This is a genomic window from Pseudarthrobacter woesei, from assembly GCF_055412745.1.
Genome location: NZ_JBVAYU010000009.1, coordinates 17,956 through 39,045 on the forward strand (window position 1 = coordinate 17,956; position 21,090 = coordinate 39,045).

A 21,090-nucleotide genomic window follows, 5' to 3' on the forward strand; every position below is an offset into this window, starting at 1 on the left:
GGGCCCTCCTTCTCTCATCCGGCTCATGCTTGTCCGTCGGAGGGGAATCATCCGCGCCGGAGCGGGACCAGGCTCAGCTCAGCCGCTCGAGCACCACCGCCATGCCCTGCCCGCCGCCGACGCACAGGGTGGCCAGGCCCAGGCCCGCATCCCGTTCCCGGAGCCCGTTCAGCAGGGTGGTGGTCATCCGGGCGCCGGTCATGCCAAAGGGGTGGCCCAGGGCGATGGCGCCGCCGTGGATATTAAGCTTGCCGTGATCAATCCCGAGTTCCCTGGCACTCGCGACGACCTGAACGGCGAAGGCCTCGTTGAGTTCCACGAGGTCGATGTCCTCGATGCCCAGCCCGGCAAGCTGCAGCGCCCGCCGGGCCGCCTCGACGGGGCCCATGCCCATGAGCTCAGGGGACAGGGCACTGACGCCGGTGGAGACAATCCGGGCGAGCGGTTCCAGCCCAAGGTCGCGGGCCCGCACATCACTCATCACGACGACGGCGGCGGCGCCGTCGTTCAGGGGGCAGGCGTTACCTGCGGTGACGGTGCCCCCGCCGCGGAAGACCGGCTGCAGGGCGCTGACCGACTCGATCGTGACCCCGGCCCGTGGGGAGTCGTCCCGGTCAACCACGATGCCGTCCTTGCGGGTGTACGGCGTGATTTCCCGGGCGTAGAAGCCCGCGGCGATCGCCGCTTGGGCACGGTTCTGGCTCAACACGGCCCATGCGTCCTGGGCCGCCCGGCTGATGCCGTAGCTCGTGGCGACGTTCTCGGCGGTCTGGCCCATGGCGATGTAGATGTCCGGCATCCGCCCGCCCAGCCGGGGGTCGGTCCACGGAGTGTTGGAGGCAGCCCGGGCCGCGGTGCGTTGCCGGGCGGCGTCGAAGAGCGGATTGTGGGTGCCGGCGTCGGTTTCCCCGGCCCCGGCCCAGTCGCGGTAGCGGGACACGGTCTCCACTCCGGCCGAGACGAACGCATGACCTTCGCCGGCCTTGATGGCGTGGAACGCCATCCGGAGGGTCTGCAGGCTGGAGGCACAGAAACGATTAATGGTGGCGCCGGGGACGTTGTCCAGTCCGGCCAGGATGGTCACCACGCGGGCCATGTTGGAGCCGGCTTCCCCGCTTGGCTCGGCACAGCCCAGATAGAGGTCATCGAGGCCCCGGCCGGTGGGGTCCGCGGCGTCGAAGGCCGGGATCCTTGCCAGGGCCGCCGTCACCATGGCGGCGGCCAGGTCGTCGGGCCGCTCGTCTTTCAACGTGCCCTTGAAGGCGCGCCCGATGGGGCTTCTGGCAGTGGACACGATGACGGCTTCTGGCATGCGCCCAGCCTACGCTCCGGTCATGCCACGCGGATGGCCCCCGCCGCCGGGCGCACGCCGAAGATTTCCGGTGCGGCGTACCCGGCCCGGGTGAAGGCACGTTCGACGGCGGCCCGGACCCGCGGCTCCGCCTCCACCGGGGTAAGCGCGATCGCCGAGCCGCCGAAACCGCCCCCGGTCATCCGGGCGCCGATCGCGCCGGCGGTGCGGGCGGTCTCCACCGCAAGGTCAAGCTCGGGACAGGAGATTTCGAAGTCGTCCCGCATGGAGGCGTGGCTGGCGTCGAGTAGCGGGCCGATCGCCGTTGGTCCTGCGCTGCCGAGGAGCTCTACCGCCTCCAGCACGCGGTGGTTCTCCGTGACCACATGCCGCACACGGCGGAACGTCACCGGATCCAGCAGGCCGCTGGCTTCCCGCAGATCATCGAGCCGGACATCGCGCAGGGCCTTGACCCCGAGCGCACCGGCGCCCAGCTCGCAGGAGGCGCGCCGGGCTGCGTAGCCGCCGCCGGCGTGGGAATGGGCCACCCTGGTGTCGATCACGAGCATAACCAGCCCGGCGCTTTCGGCGTCGAACGGCACCAGGCGAAGGCTTTGGTCCCGGCAGTCGAGGAAGATTGCGTGGCCCGCCGCGCCGCGCAGGGACGCCGACTGGTCCATGATGCCCGTGGGGGATCCGACGAAGTCGTTTTCTGCGCGCTGGGTGGTCAGGACCATGTCCTGGGCGCCGAGCCCCGCATCGGTGAGGTCGTTGAGCGCGGAGATGACGGCGCAGTCGATGGCATGCGAGGAGGAAAGCCCGGCGCCCCGGGGGACATCGGAGTCCAGCAGCAGGTCCAATCCGGGTATGCGGAGACCGCGCTGCTGCAGGGCCCAGAGGACGCCCAGCGGGTACTTGGTCCAGCCCTTGGCCGTGGCGCGCTCCAGCGAACCGGTATCCGCCGTCGTCAGGCCCTGGTTGCCGAAGGTGGACAGCAGCCGGACCGTGGAGTCCGGCCGGACGCGGACCGCCACCCGGGCGGTCCGGTCGATGGCGAAGGGCAGCACGAAACCTTCGTTGTAGTCCGTGTGCTCGCCGATCAGGTTGACGCGGCCGGGGGCCTGCCAGACGCCGTCCGGTGCCGCACCGAAGATGGATTCGAACCGGGCCGCAAGGTCCTTCGTGCTGGTCATGGCTCCAAGGTATACGGCTTGGGGTGCGGCTCGGTACGGTGGTGCCCATGGATCCGACCAACTCACCTTCTCCGTCCTCCGCTGAAAGCGGCGGCTCCGACAGACGCCGCGGCCTCGACGGCACCGTCGACGGCACCCCGCGGCGCTACGCCTCGGGCCGGCAGTACGAGCTGCGGCGCGGCGACGCGCTCGCCGTCGTCACGGAACTGGCCGCCGGCCTCCGGCTGTACAGCCGCGGCGGCACCCAGCTGACCGAAAGCTACGGCGACGCGGAGATCCCGCCGGGCGCCGCGGGGATCACGCTGGCGCCGTGGGCCAACCGCGTGGAAGACGGGGTCTGGAACCTCAACGGCAAAAAACAGCAGCTGGACATCACCGAGGTGTCGCGAAACAACGCCAGCCACGGGCTGCTGCGCAACTCCCCGTACGAACTTGTGGACGAAGCCGAATTCTCCGTGACGCTGGAAGCGGCAGTCTTTCCGCAGCACGGGTATCCCTTCCTGCTGCGCCACCGGGTGCAGTATGAACTGGCCGACGACCTTGGCCTGGTGGTCCGGCAGATGCTCATCAACGACTCGCAGGAGCCGGCGCCGTTTGTCCTCGGCGCCCATCCCTACCTCCGGCTGGGTGAGGTGCCGAGCGAGGAACTCACCGTGACGGTCGGCGCCCGGACCCGGCTGGTGACGGATGAACGGCTGATCCCGCGCGGCACCGAACCGGTGGGCGGCGACTTCGACCTGCGCACCGGCCGGCTCGTGGCCGAACTGGATCTCGACTCCGCCTACACGGACCTGGAGTTCGACGGCGGCCTCGCCCGCCACACGCTCCGCGCCCCGGACGGGCAGAGCGTGACCCTGTGGCAGGACGCGGTCTGCGGTTACGTCCATGTGTTCGTGACCACGAACTTCCCAGGCCGGACCAAGGCGGTGGCGATCGAGCCCATGACCGGGCCGGCCAACGCCTTCAACAGCGGCGAAGGCCTCCGCTGGCTGGGCCCGGGGGAACGGTTCACCATGGCCTGGGGGATCAGCGCTTCCCTGGCGCCAGGGGTTTCGCATCCGGGCGCCGCTGGGGAATCATGGGGCTATGACCCCAGCTGAGGACGCCGCCGCGCAACGCCCCACAGACACCTCCCGGGCCCAGGCTCCCCTCCGCGGAGTGACTGACCGTGAGCTGGACCAGGACATCCCCTATGGTGTGCGCATCGCGGCCTCATGGGCCTGGCGGATCGGTCTCATCCTGCTCGTCACCGGCGCGCTCATCTGGCTGCTCGGCAGGGTGAGCTTCCTGATCATCCCGGTCATGGTGGCAGCCCTGCTGGCGGGCCTGCTCAGCCCCGTTACGCGCTGGCTGACACGGCACCGGGTGCCCAACGGCCTCTCCGTAGCGGTCACGGTCCTCGGCTTCATCGGTGTCATCGCCGGCGCGCTGACGCTTGTCGGCCGGCAACTTGCGACCGGATTCGGTGAACTCTGGTCAGAGGCACTCGCAGGCGTCCAGCAGGTGCAGGCCTGGCTCTCGGAAGGCCCGCTGCATCTGACGGCGGCCCAGATCGACCAGTACATCAAGGAGGCCTCCGCGGCGCTGCAGACCAACAGCAGCAGCATCCTGAGCGGGGCGCTGAACTTCGGCAGCACCGCCGGCCACTTCGCCGCCGGACTGGTCCTGGCGTTGTTCGTCCTGGTCTTCTTCCTGCTCGAAGGCGACCGGATCTGGGCCTTCATCGTCCGCCTGCTGCCGCGGAAGGCCCGTGCCGCCACGTACGGGGCCGGCCGCAAGGGCTGGACCTCGATGGTCAGCTACGCGCGGATCCAGATGTTCGTGGCCTTCGTGGACGCCGTTGGCATTGGTGTCGGCGCCGCCATCATCGGCGTTCCGCTCGCGCTGCCGCTGGGTGTCCTCGTGTTCCTGGGCTCCTTCATTCCGATCGTCGGCGCCCTCGTCACCGGCGCTGTTGCCGTCCTGCTGGCCCTCGTCGCCAACGGCCCGGTCAATGCCCTGATCATGCTGGGGATCGTGCTGCTGGTGCAGCAGCTTGAGAGCCACATCCTGCAGCCGCTCGTGATGGGCAAGGCCGTGTCCCTGCATCCGGTCGCCGTGATCCTGTCCGTCGCCGCCGGCTCCTACCTGGCCGGCATCCCGGGCGCCCTCTTCTCCGTGCCGATCCTGGCCGTAGCAAACTCGTCGATTCGCTACATTGCCGGCAGAACGTGGGAACATGATGAGGTGCTGGCAGCCGCCGGGCTTCAGGATGTCCTTGCGCCTGCAGCCGGCAGCGACAACACCGTGAGGGACGTCCACCTGCCGGGTAAAACCCCCGGCCGCGGCGAGGACGCCGCACACCACCGCGGTGCCCCGGGCAGTGATGCCGGACGGGACACCGGGGACTGATCCGCCGACCGGGCCGACGCCTGATCCGAGAAGGAGACTAGTTCGTGAACAACCTTGAGAGCCTGCCCGTCACGCTGGACGATGTCCTGGAGGCGCAGAAGCTGCTCGACGGGATTATTACGCGGACGCCGGTCGAATCCTCCCGGGCCCTCGGGACCATGGTGGGCGGCGAGGTCTACCTCAAATGCGAGAACCTGCAGCGCGCCGGCTCCTTCAAGGTCCGCGGCGCCTATGTGCGGATGGCCAAACTTTCGCCGGCGGAAAAGAAGCGCGGCGTCGTCGCGGCCTCTGCCGGCAACCACGCCCAGGGTGTTGCAGTCGCGGCGAAGAGCCTCGGCATCAAGTCCCGGATCTACATGCCGCTCGGCGTTGCCTTGCCCAAGCTCGCCGCCACCCGCAGCCATGGCGCCGAGGTGGTGCTGCACGGCCACAACGTGGACGAGGCCCTCGCCGAAGCGAAGCGCTACGCCGACGAGTCCGGCGCCGTCTTCGTCCACCCGTTCGACGACGTCGACGTCGTTGCCGGCCAGGGCACGGTCGGCCTCGAAATCCTCGAACAGATCCCCAACGTGGACACCATCCTGATGGGCGTCGGCGGCGGCGGGCTGCTCGCCGGCGTCGCCGTGGCCGTCAAGGCCAGGGCCAGGGAACTCGGCCGCGAAATCCGGATCATCGGTGTCCAGGCCGAAAACGCGGCCGCGTACCCGCCCTCGCTCGCCGCTGACGCGCTGGTCCCGCTCAAGCGCGTCTCCACGATGGCCGACGGCATCGCCGTCGGACGGCCGGGACAGCTGCCCTTCAGTATTATCCGCGAACTCGTCGACGACGTCGTCACGGTCAGCGAGGACGCGCTGGCCCGCGCCCTGATCTTCCTGCTGGAACGCGCCAAGATGGTCGTGGAGCCCGCCGGCGCCGTCGGCGTCGCGGCGTTGATGGAAGGCAAGATCGAGAACCCCGGAACCGTCGCCGTGGTCCTCTCCGGCGGCAACATCGACCCGATGCTGATGCTCAAGGTCATCCAGCGCGGCCTCTCTGCCGCCGGCCGCTACATGACCGTGCGGATGATGCTGGACGACCGGCCCGGTTCGCTGGCCACGATCGCCCGGATCATCGCCGAGAACGACGCCAACGTGACCGGCCTTGACCACACCCGGGTGGGCGGTTCCATCAGCATGGGCGACGTCTCTATCACGGTGAACCTTGAAACCAAGGGCCACGAGCACTGCGGGCAGGTCCTCGCGGCACTTCGGGCCGAAGGCTTCCAGCCGATCGTGGTTCACTAGGGTCCATGATGCTTGATTCCACGCGCAACGGCAGGCCCCCCTCCGGCGAAACGACCGCGGGACGTGCCCGGAAGGGCCTGCTGGTGGTGGGCTCGTTCGTGCTGGTGCTGTATTTGATCGAAATCATCAATACCCTGATGCTGCATTCCCTCAACGGGACATTCGGTCTGCGGCCGCGGAGCCTCGACGGGATCCTGGACATCCTGACCTTTCCGCTGCTGCACGCCAACCTGGCGCACCTTTTCTCCAACACGCTGCCGCTGATCATCTTCGGCTTCCTCGTGTTCCTGTCCGGACGGCGGGTGTTCGCCACGGCCTTGGCCTCGAGCTGGTTAGGATCCGGGGTGGTGGTATGGCTGATCGGCGGCTTCAGCGTCACCGTGGGGGCGTCCGGCCTGGTCTTCGGACTCTTCGCGTTCCTGCTGGTGCGCGGCTTCTTCAACCGCAACTGGTGGCAGATTCTGCTGTCCGTCGTGCTGTTCCTGAGCTACGGCGGCATCCTGTTCGGCATCCTGCCGTCCGTGGCGAGCTTCGTTTCCTGGCAGGCGCACCTCGGCGGCGCCATCGGCGGCGTGGTGGCTGCCCTGCTCCTGAGCACCCGGCGCGCCGGGATGCTGCGCGCCGGGCGGTAGCGCAAACGACGCCGGCCCCAGCGGGAGAGCCGGGCCCTGCTGAACTGGCCCGGCTTTCGGCATGGCACTCCGCAACCAGCCCTGTGACACGGGCGAGGGCGGGTGAAAACCGGGCCAGCCCAGCCGGGCCCAGCGAATCGTCCAGGAAGCAGGGCTGAGAGAAGCAGAAAGTCCCCGCCGTGGCAGGGACTTTCTGGTGGGACCGGTATGCGCGGGTGTTAGGCGGCGTACGGCTTCGCGGAGATGATCTCGACGGGGATGACCTTGCCGTTCGGGGCGGTGTAGCTGATCTTGTCGCCCTCCTTGTGGCCTACGATGGCCGCGCCCAGGGGCGACTTTTCGCTGAAGACGTCGAGGTCTGAGCCGCCGGCGATTTCACGAGACCCGAGCAGGAAGGTCTCCTCGTCGCCGGCGATCCTGGCAACGACGAGCATTCCGGGCTCGACGATTCCATCGTCGGCCGGGGACTCGCCCACGTGCGCATCCCGGAGCAGGGCGTTGAGCTGGCGGATGCGGGCTTCGATCTTGCCCTGCTCCTCCTTGGCCGCGTGGTAGCCGCCGTTCTCTTTGAGGTCGCCTTCCTGGCGTGCAGCTTCGATCTTCTGAACGATTTCCGCCCGGCCGGGGCCGGAGAGGTGGTCCAGCTCTGCCTTCAGGCGGTCAAAAGCTTCCTGGGTGAGCCAAGCTGCAGTTGCGCTGTTGGTGGTAGACACGGACTTCTCCTTATGGTCAAACAAGCAAAGACCCCGCCACGGTGGCCACTTTTGGGACTCAGTAACCAGCTCAGCGGGGGAAAGGTATTGATCCATTGTAGTCAATCCTGTGGATAAACCAAAGAACCCTGCGGCGTGGATCACACCGTGTTACCCGCCACGTTGCCCGCCGCTGCGTCAACGGTCTGCCGGGGGCTATTTGGCGGCGTCGGGAATCCAGCAACTGTCGACGACGCCGGAAACCGCCTGGGATTCCGTGCGGACTAGCGCCCGGTGGGCTGTGGTGCGGCCGCCGTCGGAGCCGGCGTCGGAGGCGTTGGGGGCGATGTCGACGACTTTCCAGCCGACCACCGCGAATTTGGCATCGAGCGCCTTGACGGCGCATCTGGCGTCCGTTGCCGGTTCCTTGGTGACCTGAAAATCTATCTCCGCCATGGTGGCGTCCGGTGTGCTGTAGCCGATGTCCTTGAAGGTGATGCTCCCCGTGGCATTCGACGTCGAAATCCAGGCCATGAACCCGATCCCCACCGCGAGGGCGGCAATCAGGAAGGCCCGCTTGGCTTTGCCGCCCAGGGCGCGCTTTTGGCCGCCGTAACGATTGGCTAGGCTGGTAGATGCCGGCGCGGGTGCGGCAGGCTGATCCTCGGAAGTCACCAGTCCAGTTTAGTGTGGATCGGGACGGGTATTGTCCGCGCCGCCGATCCGGCCCGGGTTCCCGCCAGGAGACCCGAATAAGTAGTCCCGAATAAGTAGTCCCGAATAAGTAGTCCCGTACACGAACACCCGTAGAAAGAGGAGCCGTCCCACGATGACAGCGTCCCCCAGCCCGTCCGCGCCGCTTCGACTACTGGCTGTGCATGCTCATCCGGACGACGAATCCAGCAAGGGCGCCGCCACAATGGCGATGTACGCCGCGGCCGGCGTCGACGTCCTTGTGGCGACCTGCACCGATGGCTCCCGCGGGGACATCCAGAACCCTGCGATGGAAGGCCAGCCGCACCCCAAACGCGACATGGCCGGCGCCCGCAGGCTTGAGATGGACTGCGCGGCCGGGGTCCTCGGCGTCCGCCAACGCTGGCTGGGCTTCGTCGATTCGGGGCTGCCGGAAGGCAATCCGCTGCCGCCGCTGCCCGCCGGCTCCTTCGCCACACTGCCGCTCGAGCGGGCGGCCGCCCCGCTGGTCCGGCTGGTCCGCGAGTTCAAGCCGCAGGTGATCCTGAGCTACGACGAGAACGGCGGCTATCCGCACCCGGACCACATCATGGCGCACCGCGTCGCCGTCGAGGCTTTCGAAGCCGCCGGCGATCCGGCCCGCTACCCGGGAACAGGCGAGGCCTGGGCGCCAAGCAAGCTCTACTACGACCGCGCCTTTAGCCCCGAACGTTTCCGCGCCCTGCACTACGCGCTGGAGGAGTCCGGGCTCCAGTCGCCCTACGCCGAGCGGATGGCCGCCTGGCTTGAGACCGACGCGGAAGGCCACACTCCGCCCGCGCCGACCCACCCCACCACCACGCAGATTGAGTGCGGTGACTTCTTTGAAGCCCGGGACGACGCCCTGCGCGCCCATGGCACCCAGGTAGACCCGAAGGGATTCTTCTTCGCCGTCTCACCGGCGATGCAGCGAAGCGTCTGGCCATGGGAGGACTACTCGCTGATCCAGTCCCGGATCCCTGCCGAACTGCCTGAAAAGGACTTCTTCGCCGGGCTAAGATAGACCCAGCAGGCCATTTCTATGCCGTGTAGAACTGCGCCGCATGGAAACGGAACAGCAGCAGCCGTCCATTGGCAGCCCCGAAGCCCCGGCCCCGGGCCGCCATCAGTCCCACAGAAGGTCCTAACCGTGCATTACATGTTCATCGCTCTGGCAACAGCCCCGGCGCCTACCCCTTCGCCGTCGCTGCGCCCGGGACTTTCCCAGGACCAGGTAACGCCCGGCCTGCTGGGCTTCCTTCTGACGGCCTTTATCGTGCTGTTGACGGCGCTGCTGATCGTGGACATGGTGCGGCGCATCCGCAGGGTCCGCTACCGCGCCCAGGTCGAAGAAGAGCGCGCCGCCGCCGAAGAGGCCGCCGTAGGCAACGCCCCCGCCCAGCCCCTGGAAGCGAAGACCCTGGAGGCGAAGTCCCCGGAAACCCGGTCCCCGGAGGATTCTGCCGGCGCCGCCGGCAGCCGACCGGAAGTTAATGGCGATGCAGGGCCCGGAAGCCGCTAGCCGGGATCCGTCCCCAATCGTCCCCGAGGCTGCCAACGCCCTGGGCGGTGAACCTTCTGCCTATTTGCGGCAGCACGCCGGCAACCCGGTACACTGGCGGCCCTTCGGGGATGAGGCCTTTGCCTTCGCCGCCGCCCGCGACGTTCCCGTGTTCCTCTCGATCGGCTACGCGGCCTGCCACTGGTGCCATGTTATGGCCCATGAATCCTTTGAGGACCCGGGCACCGCGGCCTACCTGAACGCCAACTTCGTCGCCGTGAAGGTGGACCGCGAAGAGCGGCCCGACGTCGACGCCGTCTATATGGCTGCGACCCAGGCGATCACCGGGGAAGGCGGCTGGCCGATGTCCGTCTTCCTGCTGCCGGACGGCAGGGCCTTCCACGCGGGCACCTACTTTCCGCCCCGGCCGCTGCCGGGCCGGCCGTCCTTTCGCCAGGTGCTCGAGGCCGTGGTCGACGCATGGCGGGAGCGCCGCGGCGCCGTCGAACAAAACGCCGGGACCCTGGCCCGCGGCCTTGCGGCCCCGCAGGTCGGCACCGCGGTGCGGCTGGACGGCCTGCCCGACCCCCTCGACGCAGCCCTGCTCTCGGACGCCGTGCATGCCCTGGCCGGTGCCGAAGACCCCGCCGGCGGCGGCTTCGGCACCGCACCGAAGTTCCCGCCCTCCGCCGTCCTGGAGTTCCTGATCCGGCATGCCGCAGCAGGATCCGGTACCGCGGACGCAGCCCGGGATATGGCAGGCCGCACTCTCGCCGCAATGTCCCGTTCGGCCCTGTTTGACCAGCTCGATGGCGGCTTCGCCCGCTATTCCGTGAGCCGCGACTGGTCCGTCCCGCACTTCGAGAAGATGCTCTACGACAACGCCCAGCTGCTGCGCGTCTACGTCCACTGGACCCGGCTCGGCGGCACGCCGGAGTACCCGGCGGCGGAAGCAGCCGACGTCGCCGCCCGCACGGCGGACTGGCTCCTCGCAGCGCTTGGACTGACGGCCTCTCCGGGACCTGGCGCGGCCGAGTCCGGCCGCCAGGCGATTCCTGAAGCCCTGGCGTCCTCCCTCGACGCCGACACTGTGGTGGACGGGGTGCACACCGAGGGTGGCACGTACCTATGGAGCCCGGCGGACCTCGCCGGGCTGCTGGGGCCCGAGGACGGCGTCGCCGTTGCCCGCCTGATGAACGTCAACGCCCGTGGCACGGTCACCGCCGACCGTTCCCCGCTGCATCCCGGCCGGGCCCTGGACGCCGCGGACACTTCGCTCTGGCAGCGGGTCCGGCCGGTGCTCCTGGCTGCACGCTCGCACCGGCCGCAGCCGGCCCGCGATGACAAGGTGGTGGCCGGCTGGAACGGGCTGGCCGTGGCGGCGCTGGCCGACGCCGGCGCCGTGCTGGAACGGCCCGGACTGGTTGCGGCCGCGGAAAGTATCGCGGCCTACCTCGAGCGGGTGCACTGGCGACCGGGGTCCGGGGGAGCACCGGGCACCCTTAAGCGGGTCTCCCATGAGGGTTCGGCCCGCGGGATCGGCGGGCTGCTGGAGGACTATGCGTTCTGCGCCGAGGGGCTGTTCGCGCTCTATGCCGTCACCGGACGGACGCGCTGGTACGGGCTGGGCGAAGAGATCCTGGCGGCCGCCGTCGCGCGGTTCGCCTCGGACGGTGCCCTGCGCGACGCTGCGGGGGAGTCGGAGCAGGTTTTCAATGCCCAGGGCAGGCGTGCGGCGCTGGACCCTTTCGATGGTGCCACGCCGAGCGGCGCCGCCGCCTTCGCGGGCGCTCTGCTGTCCTACGCCGCCCTGTCCGGCTCCAGCGAACACCGTGCCCTGGCCGGCAATATCCTCGCACTGCTGCCCCCGCTGGCGGCCCGGGCGCCCCGGGCGGCCGGCTGGCTGCTCGCGACGGCGCAGGCCGCCCTGGCCGGCCCGGTGGAGGCCGCCGTCGTTGGCCCGCCCACGCCGGCGCGGGCGGCACTGCACCGGGAACTGCTGCTCTCACCGAGCCCCGGTCTCGTGATCGCCGTCCGGCAAGCCGGGGACGACGGCGCCGTGCCGCCCCTGCTGCGCGGCCGCGAGGCGGCGCCCGACGGTTCGCCGCTGGTCTTCCTGTGCCGCGGGATGGTCTGCGAGCTTCCGGTGGGTTCAATCGCGGCACTGCGGGAACAACTGGCCAGCATGGCTGAATGACGTTGCTGCACGGTCGATCCGCGGCAGGAGAGGGTAGGAGTCCATGAATCCGGATCTGAGTAACGCGCTTCGTTGCACGTTGGGGACTATGGTTAGGCGGTAGCAGTGGCTCTCTACCTGTGGGTGACGGGTCCGGGTCTATTCTCACCGATCACCTTTGCCACGTCGCTCAGATCATTGTTTAGCTGGTGATCGCGACCGGGCAGCCGGTGCACCCGCGCCTGCGGGATCACCCCGGCATACAGGTCCGCGTGCGATGGTGGGACGGTCTCGTCCCGGAGGCCATGGAAGACGTGAACCCGCACACCGTGCGGAAGCCTGGCTCCGAGGTCTTTTGGCAACTCGAACTCGTCGCTGGGCCAACCGCCCTCGCCGACGAACGGGGCCGCGATCAGCACGTTCGTCGCAAGCACGCACCCCGGGGGCTGCTCGGCGAGCGCATTGATGAGAATCGTGGCACCCACCGAATGGCCGACCACGACGGCGCCGTCGTCCAAATCCGCCAGCTCACTTCGGATGGCCAGGCTCCACGTAGCGTGACTCGGGTCGTCTTCGTCAGGCATCCGCGGGTACCGGACCGCCGGCCCGTCTCCGAGCTCTCGCCACAGGCTTTCAACCAGCTTGTTGTCCCATTCGTCGTGCGTGCCTGCGCCACCACCCTGGATGAACAGGATCTGCCGGGCCCTTGTCATGTCAGTCATCCCTCGCGCTGCGCAAGGCTCCATATCAGCACGCAAGGCTGGCCTACCGCAACCCCCATCAGGCGGTGTAGGTCCTATCAGGAACTGCGGCGGTTTCATCGGCGAACCTCCTCAACCGCCGCGAGGCGTGCAGGACGGCCGGACCCGGCGAGGGCGCGCCGCCGTCAGCTGAGAACGGCGATGGCAATCGCGATGTAGTGCACGGCGAAGGCAACGACCGTCAGGGCGTGGAACAGCTCGTGGAAGCCGAAATGTAGGTAACTGATGTTCGGCTTCTTCAGCGCGTAGAAGACGGCGCCGGTGATGTAGAGGGCGCCCCCGACGCAGATCAGCACGGCCGAGGCCACGTTGGCGGCGAAGAAGTCCGGCAGGAAGAACAGGGAGCCGCAGCCCAGGGCGATGTAGATCGGCACGTAAAGCCAGCGCGGGGCGTGCGTCCACAGCAGCCGGAAGAGCACACCCAGGATGGCGCCGGACCAGATGACCCACAAAAGCAGCTCGGCCTTGGGCCGCTCCAGGAGGGCCCAGGCCAGAGGGGTGTAGCTTCCGGCGATGACCAGCATGATGTTTGTGTGGTCCAGCCGCTTCAGCACGATCTTGACGCCCGGGGACCAGTTCCCGCGGTGGTAGATGGCACTGATGCCGAAGAGCAGGACTCCGGTGAAGGCATAGATGGCGGAGGCAATCTTCAGCTCCGGCGTCGGGGCCAGTGCCACGAGCACGATGCCGGCCGCCAGCGCCAGCGGCGCCGTTACGGTGTGGATCCAGCCGCGCCACTGCGGCTTGATCATCAGGAGTTCGGCCAGCCGGACCGCGGCATCGTCCATCGGGCCGGTTTTGGGGTCCGCAGGCCGTTCCGGCCGGGGCTCAGGACTGTTGCTTTCCATGCGGCCATAATAACCTACGTGCTGGTAAGTTACCCGCGAGTAACAGTAGTCCCGGGGGAAATCCAGGCCGGCTGTACACCTGCCCCGTCCTCCGGCAGGTAGCCTAGGATCTGCACAGCAGTCGTCCTTCAAGGAAGCCAGGTGAATCTCCGGATGGAAATGCCAGGGTTCCTCTATGGCTTCTACGAGCGCAAGCTCCAGCGGTCCCTGGATCCGGAGCGGATCCCCAAACACATCGGCGTTATGGTGGACGGCAACCGGCGGTGGGCCCGCCAATTCAACGCCCCCACGAGCCAGGGGCATCAGGCCGGGGCCGACAAAATCCACGAGTTCCTCGGCTGGTGCCAGGAACTGGGCGTCAAGGTGGTCACGCTCTACATGCTCTCCACGGACAATATGAACCGCTCGGGCGAAGAACTCGACCTGCTCATGGGCATCATCGCCAACACCCTGGACCGGCTGGACGAGGACGCCGACATCTCGGTGCACGCCATGGGGGCGCCGGAGCTGCTGCCGGACTACCTCGCCGAGCGGCTCAACAGACTCACCTCCCGCACGCCCGTGCGGGAGAAGATCCACGTCAATGTCGCCGTCGGCTACGGCGGACGCCGGGAGATCGTCGACGCCGTCCGCGAACTGCTGCACGACGCCGTCGACCGCGGCGCGGACATTGGGAAACTGGCCGACGAGCTGACCGTGGACGACATTTCGCGGTTCCTCTACACCCGCGGCCAGCCCGATCCGGACCTCGTGATCCGGACCTCGGGGGAGCAGCGGCTCTCCGGATTCCTCATGTGGCAAAGCGCCTACAGCGAGTTCTATTTCTGCGAGGCACTCTGGCCCGCATTCCGGAAAGTGGACTTCCTCCGGGCCCTCCGCGACTACGCCGGCAGGCAGCGGCGCTTCGGGTCCTGAGCCGTTCGCTTACGGTTCACCTGATGGCAACAAGAATCGCCGGAAAATAGACGCCGAATCGCCGCAACGGGGCGTACGTTAATCTCATCAGCAGGCAGACCGCCGGTTGATCGGGGAGGCCGGTACTATGGAGCGGATTTTCGCACCGGGTGTATGGGAGGCCGCGTCCGGCCTCACGGCCGAGCCGCCTCACCAATAACAATTCCGGGCATGTGCCCCGGGGCTGGAGTCGATGTGGCTATTTCTGAACAACTGCCCGACGTCGTGACCGACCAGGGACAGAAAGCTACCTCTCGCGCCAAGCGAGCCACCCAACAGACCGGTGCAGCGGATTCCGCTGCGGCCGGTCCTGCTGTTTCCGGGGAAGGGACAGCAATCAAGGAATCGGCCCGGAGCTTCGTGATCGACACCTCGGTGCTGCTCTCGGACCCGCGGGCCCTGCTGCGCTTCGCGGAGCACGAAGTCATCCTGCCGATCGTCGTCATCACCGAGCTTGAGGGCAAGCGGCACGATCCCGAGCTGGGCTACTTCGCCCGCAAGGCGCTCCGTCTCCTCGATGACCTGCGGGTGGAGCACGGCGGACTGGACCGGCCCATCCCGCTGGGCCACGACGGCGGCACCCTGATGGTGGAGCTGAACCACGTCTCCGCCGATGTGCTCCCGGCCGGTTTCCGCGGCGGGGACAACGACAGCCGGATCCTCGCCGTCGCCAAGAACCTCGCCAATGAGGGCCGGGATGTGACGGTGGTGTCCAAGGACCTCCCGATGCGGGTCAAGGCCTCCGCCATGGGGCTGCAGGCCGACGAGTACCGCAACGAGTTGGTCAAGGACTCGGGCTGGACCGGGGTTGCCGAGATCGACGCGACCGAGCAGGAAGTCGCGGCCCTGTACGGCCACGAGCCGGTCTTCATCCCGGAAGCGGCCGAGTTGCCGACGAACACCGGCCTGGTCCTGCTCTCCACCCGGGGGTCCGCCCTGGGCCGGGTGGGAGCAGACAAACAGGTCCGTCTCGTCAAGGGCGACCGCGACGTCTTCGGACTGCACGGCCGCTCCGCCGAACAGCGGCTCGCGATCGACCTGCTCATGGACCCGTCCGTGGGCATCGTGTCCCTCGGCGGACGTGCGGGCACCGGAAAGTCGGCGCTGGCCCTGTGCGCCGGCCTGGAGGCCGTGCTGGAACGCCGGGAACACCGCAAGGTGATCGTCTTCCGCCCGCTCTACGCGGTGGGAGGCCAGGAGCTCGGCTACCTGCCCGGCTCCGAGGCCGAGAAGATGAACCCGTGGGCCCAGGCCGTCTTCGACACCCTGGGGGCGCTGGTCAGCCAGGAAGTCGTGGAGGAAGTGATGGACCGCGGCATGCTCGAGGTGATGCCGCTGACCCACATCCGGGGACGTTCGCTGCACGACGCCTTCGTGATCGTGGACGAGGCGCAGTCCCTCGAGAAGAACGTCCTGCTCACCGTCATGAGCCGGATCGGACAGAACTCCAAGATCGTCCTCACCCACGACGTCGCCCAGCGGGACAACCTCCGCGTCGGACGGCACGACGGCGTTGCCGCCGTCGTCGAGACGCTCAAGGGGCACCCGCTCTTCGGCCATGTGACCCTGACCCGCTCGGAACGCTCGCCGATCGCGGCCCTGGTGACGGAGCTGCTCGAGGGGGCGGAGATCTGAGCCCCGGGTGGTGGGGCCTGCCGAAACCGCGAACCGTGGGTCCCGGCAGGCTCGATCACCGGGACGGGCCCGGTCACCGGCCGAGGACCGTGCCCAGTACCGCGGAGGCGGGGATCGGGCCGAAGTCCCGGGAGTCTATCGAGGTCTCGCGGTTGTCGCCCAGGACGAACAGCTGGCCGGCCGGGACCGTCACTGTGCCGAAGTAAACGCCGTCGATGGTGCGCTGGTCGACGTAGGGTTCCCGGGCGGGCGTTCCGTCGACGAACAGCACGCCGTCCTTCATGGCGACGGTCTGACCGGCGCGGGCCACCACCCGCTTGAGCAGGAATCCGTCCGAGCGTTCGCCGACCTCGGGCTCCGGAAAGACCACAAGCTGGCCGCTCTCAATGTCAGCGAGGCGGGGCGCGGCCTTGTTCAGCCAGACCATGCTGCCGGACGGAATCGTCGGCTCCATACTGACCGAGCTGACCGTGATCGGTTCAAGCACGAGCAGCCGGAGCGCCAGGACGGCGCCCAGGCCGATACCGGCCCAGCCCAAGTCCCGCCGTCGCACGCCGCTCAGTCCTGTTCCGTGTCCCACACCGCGGGAGCTGCCCCGATCGGGTCGTTGGGATCTGCGTCATTCTCGCCGAGGCCCACCCGGAACTGCAGCATCATGGAATGGTCCTCGTGGGTCAGATTATGGCAGTGGAGCATGTAGCGGCCCTTGTTCGGGCCGAAGTGGACCAGCACGCGGACCGTTTCACGTTCGCCGACATAGACGACGTCCTTGGGCCCCTTTTCGTAGGGGAAGGGGGGCTTGCCGTTGCGGCTGAGGATCTGGAAATCGACCAGGTGCATGTGCATGGGATGGTGCCAGCCGCCCGAGGTGTTCCGGAACTCCCAGATTTCCACGGCGTTCAGGGCCGGGTTGGCCATCGCCTTCCGGAACCCGCTGGCGATGACCTCTTCCCAGGTCATGTCATTGATGGTCCAGATGTTGGTCACGTCGTCGTGCTTGATCCGGAAGCTGCGGGTCTTGGTTGCGGCGGCGGCCGTGAGGTCCATCGGATGGCTTCGGGCCAGGGCCGTAGGTATCCGGTTCCAGGTCGGATCCGCGGTGTCGACGGGGTCGGCCACAACGTCGAAGGCCATAATCTTTCCGGTGTTGTCGAAGTCGCGGTTGTTGTTGTTGGAGAGGTTGCGCAGCTCGATCCGCTTCCCGGGCGCGTAATTCCGGAAGTCAATGAGGATTTCGTAGCGTTCGGCGCTGGCGTGCCGCCAGGAGCCGATGGTCTGCGCCACCGGGATGAGCCCGGCGTCTGTGGCCACCACGGTGACGGGATCGCCGGTGCTCAGCGTGAAGCGGTAGGAGCGGGAGATCGAGGCATTGAGGACCCGGAAGCGGTAGACGCGCCGCTGGACCTTCATCACGGGCCAGGGCTTCCCATTGACCAGGATGACGTCACCCCACAACCCGGAGCGGTCCCGGTCGTCAAAGCCCAACGAGCCGTCTGCCGCGAACATGGCATCGCTGATGATCAGCGGGACGTCGAAATTGCCTTGGGGGAGCAGGGCCCTCTCCTCCGGATCGCTGATAAGGTACTGGCCGGCGAGTCCTGAGTAGACGTTCTGGGCGGTGAAGTGAACCGAGTGGTCGTGATACCAAAGGGTCCGGGCCGGCTGGTAGTTCGGGTACTGGTAGTCCTTGTAAAATCCGGGCATCGTAAGGTCGTTCGCGTAGCCGTCGAACTGGGGCAGCGATGCGGAGCCGTGCAGGTGCGTCGAGGTGGGCATAGCGTGGCCGAGCGACGGATGCCGGGCCGGCAGCTGGTTCCTCATGTGGACCACGGCGCGGATGCCCCGTTCGATCCGGAGGGTGGGCCCGGGGAAGATGCCGTTGTAGCCCAGGATCGGGGTGGTCAGCCGGGGCAGAATCTGCGCTGTGCCCAGTTTCTGCGTCAGGGTGTAGCGCCGGACGGGGAGCCCGTCGGCGCCGATGATGGTCGTGTACGGGAGTTGGGGGGGCAGCGTCAGGGGCGTCCGGTAGGGCCGGGGCATATCCCTGTCGTTGAGCTTGCTCGCGGATTTAGCGGTGACCCCGGTAATCGGGACGGTCACGAGACCCGCCCCGACCAGGCCGAGGCCGCCGAAAATAAGTGCCTGACGCCGTGAAACGGACATGGTGACCTGCCTTCCCCCTTAGCCAACAAGGTTTTGGGACAGCATGCGCCGGCGGGCTTGGGAAAACCCTTGGGCCGGGCTAGCCGCTGTGGTGTGCCAGGCCCATGGACAGCCGGGAGCCGCCGGGGCCTTCGAGGACCAGGGCAACGGCCCTGTCCGGGACTTCGAAGACCAGCGTAGTTCCGTGCGATTCCCCCTGCCGCAGCGACAGGGCGGGCTCCGAGCTCCAGAGCGGCTGTGCCCTGAGGGACCCCAGCCCGGTCACGGTGAAGTCGCCGGCAGCCAGCTGCATGCCGCCGCCGTCCAGAGCGGTGAGCCGGACCACAAGCCGCACCCGGTGGCTTCCCCCGGGCGGGGTGCCGGTCAGTGCGGGGCCGTTTTCTCCGGGCTGCCAGCCGTCCGCTTCCAGCGGAACGATTTCGCTGATGCTGGCCATCCCGCCCGGGACGAAAGCCGAAGCACCAAGGGGTGTGCTCGGCTCCGGTTTTGCCGTCAGGAACAGGAACGCCAGGGCGAGCCCGATGGCGGTCAGCATCGTCAGCGGGATCAGCAGGGCGCGGCGCCGTCCCGGGGACATGCGGGTCCTGATCTCGATCGCTGTGCGGGTCATGCCAACAGTGAAGCCGGTCGGGGTTGGGAAAAGCCTGTGGCCGGGGTTGGGTGCGGGGCCGTGCCGGCCGGCCGCCGGCCTCAGATCCCGAGATATTTTGCGGTGGCCGCGTGGCCTTCCACGCCGAGGGTCCAGCCGGGGCGGTTGAAGGTTTCGGGCGTGAGCCGGACCTTCCGGACGTCCTCTGCCTTGCCGCCCCACGACGCGCGGGCGACGCCGTTGGGTTCGTAGCCGAGGGAACGCGAGACGCCGAGGGACTGCTGGTTCCAGGCCGCGGCCTCGGACTCGGCGACTTCCGCGCCGAGCCAGTCGAAGGCGTAGAGGGCGACGGCGGCGCGCATCTCCGTCCCGAGGCCGCGGCCCTGGGCGCTCCGGCGGAGCCAGGAGCCGGTGCTGACAGTCTTGAGGGCGGCGAAGTCCTTGGCTTCGACGTCCTGGCAGCCGACGAACTCGCCGTCGTGCCAGATCCCGAGCAGCAGCGTCCATTCCTGCGGGGACATGTTTCCGCGGCAGCGCCAGTACCATTGCGCCATATTCGGCCCGAGCTCGTCGGCGGGGGCCGCGGCCCACGGTCTGCTGAAGGGGCTGCGGCCGGGCTCGTGGATGCCGCTCAGCGCCGCCTGCGCCGCGGCCGGGATGTCCTCGTCTCGGATCGGCCGCAGCACCAGGCGCGGTGTGGTCAGGGTGAGGCCGAAGGGCGGCCAATAGGGGGCGGGATCAGTCATCCCGGAAGCCTAACGGCACGGGTGGCCTCCCACCAGTCACAAGCCCGGTCAGCCGGCAGGAACGTCCCAGCTGATGTGGCGGCGGACGTCGGTGAGGTTCATGGATTCGGCAAGGAACAGGTCATCGAGCATGTATTCGTCCACGGCGACGATCCGCAGCCAGTGGCCGTACTCCTCCGTGCTGTCCTCCAGCCAGCGGCTCGCAACGCAGACGCCGGTGCCGGCGTCGATCCGCACCAGACTGCGTCCCGGCCGGCAGAGCGGCGCGGCGGGGTCGGCGGGGCGGTAGCCGGGGTTGGGGGTAGCGGTGGTTTCCAGTGCGGGACGGCCCTCGTGCTCCACCTCCGTGATGGGGCCAAGTTCCACGGCGTTGGAGTTGGGGAATTCGAGCGGGACCGGGGCGTTGCCTGCCAGTTCCACCGGGTCCAGGGCGGCGGCGAAGCGGCCGTTGCCGAAGCAGGGTTCGCCGTAGGCCGCTTCCGGGCGGCGCCGGACCAGGCCGCCGTCGTCGTAGACCGGGGTGACGAGTTGCGGCGGCAGCAGCCAGGTCTTCCGCGTGGAGCTGACGTAGAAGACGCCGCGGGAATCGTTGATGCCCGTGGTGCTCTGCAGGATAAGCCCGTCCGCGGTTTCGAGGCGCAGTGCACCGGGGCGGCGCAGCCAGGCCCGGACCAGGTCGGAGGCGCGGGGAGCAGGATGTCCCGCGGGGTCCGCGCCGGGGGCAGTCACCGGCCGATCGAGGTATTCAAAGCGCAGCGACTGCCACTTCCACGGTGAGGAGCGGCACAGGTTCCGGAACGCGGCCGCCTGCTCCGCCGGGTCCCCGGGTGCGCGCGGCCCGGGCCGGTTCCTGCTGTCCCATGCGGCCATATCCACAGTTTACGCGCGGGCCCGGCGCCGGCAGGCGGAATATCAAGTAGCATCCGAGGGTGATCCAACGACTCGGCGCACTGGGCGAAGTAACCCCGCTTGCCTTTTGGCTGGCGGCGGCAGCGTGCGCCTATTTTGTGGTCATGGCCGTCCGGCTCACGGTGATCGACGTCCGGCACCACCTGCTGCCGGACCGGATCGTTTTCCCCTCCTACGCGGTCGCGGGGGCGCTGCTGATCGGCGCCGCGGCAAGTTCTGTCCTCACCGGGGGCACACCTGCGGCCCTGCCCGGCAGCGGGGCATGGCTGTTCGGCGTCCCGGGCCTGCGGATCCTGGCCGGGGGAGCGGTCCTGTGGCTGTTCTACTTCCTGCTCCGGGCGGCCTACCCGCCGGGCATGGGATTCGGCGACGTCAAGCTCGCCGGCGTGCTCGGCATGTATCTGGGCTTCCTGGGCTGGACGCATGTCTTCGCCGGGACGTTCGCCGCGTTCCTTTTCGGAGGACTGTGGAGCCTGGGACTGCTGGCCGTGCGGCGGGGCACCCTGAAATCGAGCATCCCCTTCGGGCCGTTTATGCTGGCCGGTACCGCCGCGGCCATGCTCCTGCTGCCCGCCGCCTGAAGCGCTTCCGGACGTGCTTGGCTAGGCTTGCGGA

21 protein-coding genes are annotated in these 21,090 nt (G+C 68.4%); 10 read left to right on the forward strand and 11 right to left on the reverse strand.

Annotation, left to right across the window (positions count from 1 at the left end; genetic code table 11):
- Positions 1-73: 73 nt before the first annotated feature.
- Complete coding sequence (locus ACZYZE_RS13655; RefSeq protein ID WP_463908203.1) at positions 74-1,312, reverse strand: acetyl-CoA C-acetyltransferase; 1,239 nt, start codon at positions 1,310-1,312, stop codon at positions 74-76.
- A gap of 20 nt (positions 1,313-1,332) precedes the next feature.
- Complete coding sequence (galK, locus tag ACZYZE_RS13660) at positions 1,333-2,484, reverse strand: galactokinase (RefSeq protein WP_463908205.1); 1,152 nt, start codon at positions 2,482-2,484, stop codon at positions 1,333-1,335.
- A gap of 38 nt (positions 2,485-2,522) precedes the next feature.
- On the opposite strand from galK, the gene ACZYZE_RS13665 reads away from it, so the two are divergent.
- From ACZYZE_RS13665 to ACZYZE_RS13680, 4 genes are read left to right on the forward strand one after another with little or no spacing between them, the layout of a single operon-like run.
- Entirely contained in the window at positions 2,523-3,584 is a 1,062-nt protein-coding gene (locus ACZYZE_RS13665) for an aldose 1-epimerase family protein (protein WP_463908333.1), read from the forward strand.
- A complete protein-coding gene (locus tag ACZYZE_RS13670) occupies positions 3,571-4,875 on the forward strand; it encodes an AI-2E family transporter (RefSeq protein ID WP_459318315.1) in 1,305 nt (434 codons plus the stop codon). The genes ACZYZE_RS13665 and ACZYZE_RS13670 overlap by 14 nt, the downstream gene beginning before the upstream one ends.
- A gap of 44 nt (positions 4,876-4,919) precedes the next feature.
- Positions 4,920-6,158, forward strand: a complete 1,239-nt coding sequence (gene ilvA, locus ACZYZE_RS13675; protein ID WP_463908207.1) for a threonine ammonia-lyase — start codon at positions 4,920-4,922, stop codon at positions 6,156-6,158.
- An 8-nt stretch (positions 6,159-6,166) separates the two neighbouring features.
- Positions 6,167-6,790, forward strand: a complete 624-nt coding sequence (locus ACZYZE_RS13680; RefSeq protein WP_463908335.1) for a rhomboid family intramembrane serine protease — start codon at positions 6,167-6,169, stop codon at positions 6,788-6,790.
- A 218-nt stretch (positions 6,791-7,008) separates the two neighbouring features.
- Here ACZYZE_RS13680 and greA read toward each other — a convergent pair whose 3' ends face one another.
- Together greA and ACZYZE_RS13690 are read right to left on the reverse strand one after the other, a co-directional pair.
- Positions 7,009-7,503 (reverse strand): transcription elongation factor GreA, encoded by a 495-nt coding sequence (gene greA / locus ACZYZE_RS13685; protein ID WP_459318317.1) that lies wholly within the window; start codon positions 7,501-7,503, stop codon positions 7,009-7,011.
- Between the two features lie 195 nt (positions 7,504-7,698).
- The gene (locus tag ACZYZE_RS13690; protein ID WP_463908209.1) at positions 7,699-8,157 is read right to left on the reverse strand and encodes a DUF4307 domain-containing protein; all 459 of its coding nucleotides are present in this window, start codon (positions 8,155-8,157) and stop codon (positions 7,699-7,701) included.
- A 154-nt stretch (positions 8,158-8,311) separates the two neighbouring features.
- Between ACZYZE_RS13690 and mca the strand changes: the two genes are divergently transcribed.
- From mca to ACZYZE_RS13705, 3 genes are all read left to right on the forward strand, one after another.
- Positions 8,312-9,217, forward strand: coding sequence for a mycothiol conjugate amidase Mca (mca, locus tag ACZYZE_RS13695; RefSeq protein WP_459318319.1), 906 nt, complete (start codon positions 8,312-8,314; stop codon positions 9,215-9,217).
- 126 nt (positions 9,218-9,343) lie between these two features.
- Positions 9,344-9,715, forward strand: a complete 372-nt coding sequence (locus ACZYZE_RS13700) for a hypothetical protein (RefSeq protein ID WP_463908211.1) — start codon at positions 9,344-9,346, stop codon at positions 9,713-9,715.
- Positions 9,693-11,891, forward strand: a complete 2,199-nt coding sequence (locus tag ACZYZE_RS13705; protein ID WP_463908337.1) for a thioredoxin domain-containing protein — start codon at positions 9,693-9,695, stop codon at positions 11,889-11,891. Before ACZYZE_RS13700 ends, ACZYZE_RS13705 begins: the two co-directional genes overlap by 23 nt.
- A gap of 113 nt (positions 11,892-12,004) precedes the next feature.
- On the opposite strand, the gene ACZYZE_RS13710 is transcribed toward ACZYZE_RS13705, so the two are convergent.
- Both ACZYZE_RS13710 and trhA read right to left on the reverse strand, forming a co-directional pair.
- Positions 12,005-12,583: an alpha/beta fold hydrolase gene (locus tag ACZYZE_RS13710; RefSeq protein ID WP_463908214.1), complete on the reverse strand. Its 579-nt coding sequence runs from the start codon at positions 12,581-12,583 to the stop codon at positions 12,005-12,007.
- Between the two features lie 173 nt (positions 12,584-12,756).
- A complete protein-coding gene (gene trhA / locus ACZYZE_RS13715) occupies positions 12,757-13,419 on the reverse strand; it encodes a PAQR family membrane homeostasis protein TrhA (protein WP_463908339.1) in 663 nt (220 codons plus the stop codon).
- A gap of 213 nt (positions 13,420-13,632) precedes the next feature.
- On the opposite strand from trhA, the gene ACZYZE_RS13720 reads away from it, so the two are divergent.
- A complete protein-coding gene (locus ACZYZE_RS13720) occupies positions 13,633-14,394 on the forward strand; it encodes an isoprenyl transferase (RefSeq protein WP_459318389.1) in 762 nt (253 codons plus the stop codon).
- Positions 14,395-14,628: 234 nt separating this feature from the next.
- Positions 14,629-16,068, forward strand: a complete 1,440-nt coding sequence (gene phoH2, locus ACZYZE_RS13725; protein ID WP_459318322.1) for an RNA 5'-3' helicase PhoH2 — start codon at positions 14,629-14,631, stop codon at positions 16,066-16,068.
- 73 nt (positions 16,069-16,141) lie between these two features.
- On the opposite strand, the gene lepB is transcribed toward phoH2, so the two are convergent.
- The 5 genes from lepB to ACZYZE_RS13750 all read right to left on the reverse strand — a co-directional run bounded on the left by lepB (position 16,142) and on the right by ACZYZE_RS13750 (position 20,436).
- On the reverse strand, positions 16,142-16,621 hold the full coding sequence (lepB, locus tag ACZYZE_RS13730; protein ID WP_463908216.1) for a signal peptidase I: 480 nt from the start codon (positions 16,619-16,621) through the stop codon (positions 16,142-16,144).
- 5 nt (positions 16,622-16,626) lie between these two features.
- Positions 16,627-18,231, reverse strand: coding sequence for a multicopper oxidase family protein (locus ACZYZE_RS13735; RefSeq protein ID WP_463908218.1), 1,605 nt, complete (start codon positions 18,229-18,231; stop codon positions 16,627-16,629).
- A 79-nt stretch (positions 18,232-18,310) separates the two neighbouring features.
- Positions 18,311-18,841, reverse strand: coding sequence for a hypothetical protein (locus tag ACZYZE_RS13740; protein WP_463908220.1), 531 nt, complete (start codon positions 18,839-18,841; stop codon positions 18,311-18,313).
- 80 nt (positions 18,842-18,921) lie between these two features.
- Entirely contained in the window at positions 18,922-19,566 is a 645-nt protein-coding gene (locus tag ACZYZE_RS13745; protein WP_463908222.1) for a GNAT family N-acetyltransferase, read from the reverse strand.
- 48 nt (positions 19,567-19,614) lie between these two features.
- Positions 19,615-20,436 carry a hypothetical protein gene (locus ACZYZE_RS13750; protein ID WP_459318327.1) on the reverse strand — a complete coding sequence of 274 codons (822 nt, stop codon included), beginning with the start codon at positions 20,434-20,436 and terminating at the stop codon, positions 19,615-19,617.
- A 59-nt stretch (positions 20,437-20,495) separates the two neighbouring features.
- Between ACZYZE_RS13750 and ACZYZE_RS13755 the strand changes: the two genes are divergently transcribed.
- The gene (locus ACZYZE_RS13755) at positions 20,496-21,056 is read left to right on the forward strand and encodes a prepilin peptidase (protein WP_459318328.1); all 561 of its coding nucleotides are present in this window, start codon (positions 20,496-20,498) and stop codon (positions 21,054-21,056) included.
- Positions 21,057-21,090: the final 34 nt, after the last annotated feature.

Bases quoted from the DNA above. Each gene is read 5' to 3' on its own strand.
- ACZYZE_RS13740 (WP_463908220.1), bottom strand. From the start codon at position 18,841: ATGACCCGCACAGCGATCGAGATCAGGACCCGCATGTCCCCGGGACGG.
- ACZYZE_RS13655 (WP_463908203.1), bottom strand. From the start codon at position 1,312: ATGCCAGAAGCCGTCATCGTGTCCACTGCCAGAAGCCCCATCGGGCGC.
- galK (WP_463908205.1), bottom strand. From the start codon at position 2,484: ATGACCAGCACGAAGGACCTTGCGGCCCGGTTCGAATCCATCTTCGGT.
- ACZYZE_RS13705 (WP_463908337.1), top strand. From the start codon at position 9,693: ATGCAGGGCCCGGAAGCCGCTAGCCGGGATCCGTCCCCAATCGTCCCC.
- ACZYZE_RS13750 (WP_459318327.1), bottom strand. From the start codon at position 20,436: ATGGCCGCATGGGACAGCAGGAACCGGCCCGGGCCGCGCGCACCCGGG.
- ACZYZE_RS13680 (WP_463908335.1), top strand. From the start codon at position 6,167: ATGCTTGATTCCACGCGCAACGGCAGGCCCCCCTCCGGCGAAACGACC.
- ACZYZE_RS13745 (WP_463908222.1), bottom strand. From the start codon at position 19,566: ATGACTGATCCCGCCCCCTATTGGCCGCCCTTCGGCCTCACCCTGACC.
- ACZYZE_RS13710 (WP_463908214.1), bottom strand. From the start codon at position 12,583: ATGACAAGGGCCCGGCAGATCCTGTTCATCCAGGGTGGTGGCGCAGGC.
- mca (WP_459318319.1), top strand. From the start codon at position 8,312: ATGACAGCGTCCCCCAGCCCGTCCGCGCCGCTTCGACTACTGGCTGTG.
- ACZYZE_RS13735 (WP_463908218.1), bottom strand. From the start codon at position 18,231: ATGTCCGTTTCACGGCGTCAGGCACTTATTTTCGGCGGCCTCGGCCTG.
- ACZYZE_RS13720 (WP_459318389.1), top strand. From the start codon at position 13,633: ATGGAAATGCCAGGGTTCCTCTATGGCTTCTACGAGCGCAAGCTCCAG.
- trhA (WP_463908339.1), bottom strand. From the start codon at position 13,419: ATGGACGATGCCGCGGTCCGGCTGGCCGAACTCCTGATGATCAAGCCG.
- ACZYZE_RS13670 (WP_459318315.1), top strand. From the start codon at position 3,571: ATGACCCCAGCTGAGGACGCCGCCGCGCAACGCCCCACAGACACCTCC.